Source organism: Bradyrhizobium sp. 31Argb (assembly GCF_043638955.1).
Classification (GTDB): Bacteria; Pseudomonadota; Alphaproteobacteria; order Rhizobiales; family Xanthobacteraceae; genus Bradyrhizobium.
This window is the reverse complement of the sequence record NZ_JBEGDB010000503.1, coordinates 1-2,720: the sequence shown is the minus strand read 5'-3', so window position 1 is coordinate 2,720 and position 2,720 is coordinate 1. Positions and strand designations below refer to the sequence as shown.

3 protein-coding genes and 1 pseudogene are annotated in these 2,720 nt (G+C 61.9%); all 4 read left to right on the top strand.

Going from position 1 to position 2,720, the window contains the following annotated elements; genetic code table 11:
• The first annotated feature begins 93 nt into the window (after window positions 1–93).
• On the top strand, window positions 94–441 hold the full coding sequence (locus AAFX91_RS40685; protein WP_394570244.1) for a transposase: 348 nt from the start codon (window positions 94–96) through the stop codon (window positions 439–441).
• The gene (tnpB, locus tag AAFX91_RS40680; protein ID WP_394570243.1) at window positions 438–782 is read left to right on the top strand and encodes an IS66 family insertion sequence element accessory protein TnpB; all 345 of its coding nucleotides are present in this window, start codon (window positions 438–440) and stop codon (window positions 780–782) included. Before AAFX91_RS40685 ends, tnpB begins: the two co-directional genes overlap by 4 nt.
• Window positions 783–837: 55 nt before the next feature.
• Window positions 838–1,882: pseudogene (tnpC, locus tag AAFX91_RS40675) on the top strand (IS66 family transposase); the annotation flags it as partial.
• A 53-nt stretch (window positions 1,883–1,935) separates the two neighbouring features.
• The gene (locus tag AAFX91_RS40670) at window positions 1,936–2,676 is read left to right on the top strand and encodes a recombinase family protein (protein ID WP_394570242.1); all 741 of its coding nucleotides are present in this window, start codon (window positions 1,936–1,938) and stop codon (window positions 2,674–2,676) included.
• Window positions 2,677–2,720: the final 44 nt, after the last annotated feature.

Sequence of the window (2,720 nt, the reverse complement as noted above, 5' to 3'; positions counted from 1 at the left end):
AGGTCCTCGTGGATCCGAAAGACCTGCCGGAGCTAATTTGACAGCCCACCCAACACGTCAAAATCACTGTGCAGAGCCACTAGAACCTTCCATATGATTGAAGCCGTCGCCAAGCGTCTTGAGGGGGCGCCGCGACAGCTTCGCCGACGCTGGTTGGACGAGTTCAAAGCGCAAGTTGTGGCAGAGGCGCAGGAGCCTGGCGCGAGTGTGTCGGGGATCGCCCATCGGATCGGCATTCACCCCTCGCAGCTCTTTGCCTGGCGTCGCGATGCTCGGGCCGAACGAACCTACCTGTCGCGGCCCTCGAGTCGCGAAGCCGCGGTGGCGTGCATGTCAGACGCAGTGATCGAGATTGCCATTGGCGAGGTGGTCGTGCGCGCCGGCGTCGATGTCGACGAGGCACACTTGCAGCGGGTGATCCGGGCGGTCCGATCGGCATGATCCCCTCTGGTGTGAAGGTGTTCCTCGCCAGCCATCCCGTCGACTTCCGCAAGGGTATCGATGGCCTTGTTGCGCTTGTGCGCGATGCCGGCGATCCGTTCGACGGGGCGCTTTATGTCTTCCGGGCCAAAAGAGCCAACCGAATCAAGATCGTATGGTGGGATGGCTCCGGCGTGTGCCTCTATTTGAAACGTCTCGAAAAGGCGAAGTTCTGCTGGCCGCGGATCGGGCATCATCGGGTGCAGCTCACCTCCGCGCAGTTGATGGGGACTGGAAGCGGGTCCGGGCTGTGCCGGTCAAGCCGCCGGAGATTGTTGGGCAAAAGCACTGCGGCGAAGTGAATCAGTGAGCTGAAAGGGCAAGAGAAAAAGAGCAAAATGTGCTCTGGTCGGGTCAATGACGCCGCCCGATCTCAGCCTCCCGAATGACGTAGAGACGCTGAAGGCCATGGTGCTTGCCATGGCCGAGAAAGCGGCCCGCGCCGATGCTCTGGCGAGCGAAGTCGCCGATCTCAAGGCCCGCAACGCCGATGCCGATGCGCGCATCGAGCGGTTGACGCAGATCCTGAAGGTCCTTCGACCGCGCCCGGTTCGGCCGGCGATCGGAAAAGCTCGGATTGGCGAACGGCGACGATGAACAGCAGGCCTTCGTCTTCGAGGAGATCGAGACCGGCATCGCTGCGATCAAGGCCCAGGTCAGCAAGGGCCGTGCGCAGGCGGATGGCAAGCGCGCACCGCGCCGGCGCAAGGGCTTTGCGCCGCATCTGGAACGGATCGAAACCGTCATTGAGCCGGAAGCGCTGGCTGAGCATGCCGGCAAGCAGAAGGTGCTGATCGGCGAGGACGTCTCGGAGCGCCTGGATGTGGTGCCGGCGAAGTTCCGGGTGATCGTCACGCGCCGTCCCAAGTATGCCTTCAAGAACGGGGACGGCGTGATCCAGGCGCCCGCCCCAGCTCACATCATCGAAGGTGGCATTCCGACCGAAGCGCTTCTGGCCCAGATCGCCGTCGCCAAATATGCCGATGGCCAGCCGCTCTACCGACAGGAGGCTATCTACGCCCGCGACCAGGTCGAGCTGGACCGCCAGTTGGCGCAATGGATGGGCAAGCTCGGCTTCGAGCTCGAGATCGTGGCCGACTACATCTTCAGCGAGGTCAAGAAGGCCGAACGGGTCTTTGCCGACGAAACCACCTTGCCGACCCTGGCTCCCGGCTCCGGATCGACAAAGACGGCCTACTTATGGGCCTATGCCCGAGATGATCGAACCTTTGGCGGCAGCGGTCCGCCGATGGTGGCTTATCGCTTCGAAGACCGCCGCGCCGGCGAATGCGCGGCCCGGCATCTCAGTGGTTATCGCGGCATCCTGCAGGTGGATGGCTACGCCGCCTATAACAAGTTGGCGCGATCCGATCGCGGCAATGATGGCATCACCTTGGCTGGATACCGCGGCGGGACCGGTTCGGCGACATTGCGTGGCGGACACCGTCAGCCAGCATGATTTCCGGAATTTTGAGGAATCCGGCCTATGCTGGCGCTTTCGTCTATGGCCGTACCAAGTCCTGCCGCACGACCTATGCAAGTGGTAAACTGAAGACGGCCCGCTGCCCAATGGCAGAGTGGAAGGTAGTAGTAAAGGGCCGCTATCCTGCATACATCGATTGGGATGGCTTTGAGCGGATCCAGGCCATGTTGCACGATAACCATGCCGAATACCAACGCAATCAAACGCGTGGCGTGCCCCGAGAGGGGGCCGCTATCTTGCAGGGCATCACCTGGTGCGGCCGGTGCGGCCACAAGATGTCGATACAATACAAGGGCGGGCCTCGCTACGTCTGCAATTCCCTGTTGAACCACCAAGGCAAGACGCTATGCCAGTATCTTCCCGCCGATCCAATCGACGCACAGGTGGTGGCTGCATTCTTTGCAGCGATCGCTCCCGCTGAGGTGGAGGCCTGGAAGCGTGCGCTCAATGCGTGGCTGCAGACCGACGAAGCGCTTGATCGCGCCGAAGAGCAGCAGGTTGAGCGACTGCGCTACCAGGCACTCCTGGCCGAACGACAGTATAATCGGGTCGATCCTGACAATCGCCTCATCGCCGCTGAGCTGGAGCGGCGATGGGAAAGAGCGCTGCGCGAACTCCGGCAGGCTGAAGAGGCGCTGACCACCCGTCGAGCCACGAAGAGCAAATCAGCCATGTTGACCCCTGAAATGGACCCGCGGAGCGGGACCGCTTGAACCGGTTTGTTAGTTGGAAACTGACCGCTCCTGATCCCTTTCTA